1 pseudogene is annotated in these 581 nt (G+C 59.7%); it reads left to right on the plus strand.

Annotation, left to right across the window (positions count from 1 at the left end):
* Window positions 1-551: pseudogene (locus LDL49_RS56500) on the plus strand (transposase); the annotation flags it as partial.
* Window positions 552-581: the final 30 nt, after the last annotated feature.

A 581-nucleotide genomic window follows, 5' to 3' on the forward strand; every position in this document is an offset into this window, starting at 1 on the left:
TGGCCCGCGTCAAGGAAGGCCGTACGGCCTAACCGACCGCCTGCGTGATGGACGCCCAGAGCGTGAAGACCTCCACCAACGTGCCCCTCACCAGCCAAGGACCCGACGCCGCAAAGAAGATCGTCGGTCGCAAGCGCGGCATCGTCACCGACACACTCGGCATCATCCTCGCCGTATCCATCGCCGCCGCAGGCCTGTCCGACAACGCGATCGGCAAAGAGCTACTCGACCAAACCAAAAGCGCCTACCCGACGATATCCAAAACCTGGGTCGACACCGGCTTCAAGAACGCCTTAATCGAACACGGCGCCACACTGGGCATCGACGTCGAAGTCGTCTCCAGAAAAGCCGAAACCCGCGGATTCCACGTCGTCAAACGCCGATGGGTCGTCGAACGCAGCCTGGGCTGGCTCATGCTGTACCGCCGTTTAACCCGCGATTATGAGACCCTACCCGCCAGCTCCCAAGCCATGATCCAAATCGCGTCGATCAACAACCTCACCAAGCGCATAACGGACGAGACCACCCCAACCTGGCGAGGCACCTACTAGAACATAAGCCGCAATCTACTCAAATCAAAT

The organism is Nonomuraea aurantiaca (genome assembly GCF_020215705.1).
Taxonomy (GTDB): domain Bacteria; phylum Actinomycetota; class Actinomycetes; order Streptosporangiales; family Streptosporangiaceae; genus Nonomuraea; species Nonomuraea aurantiaca.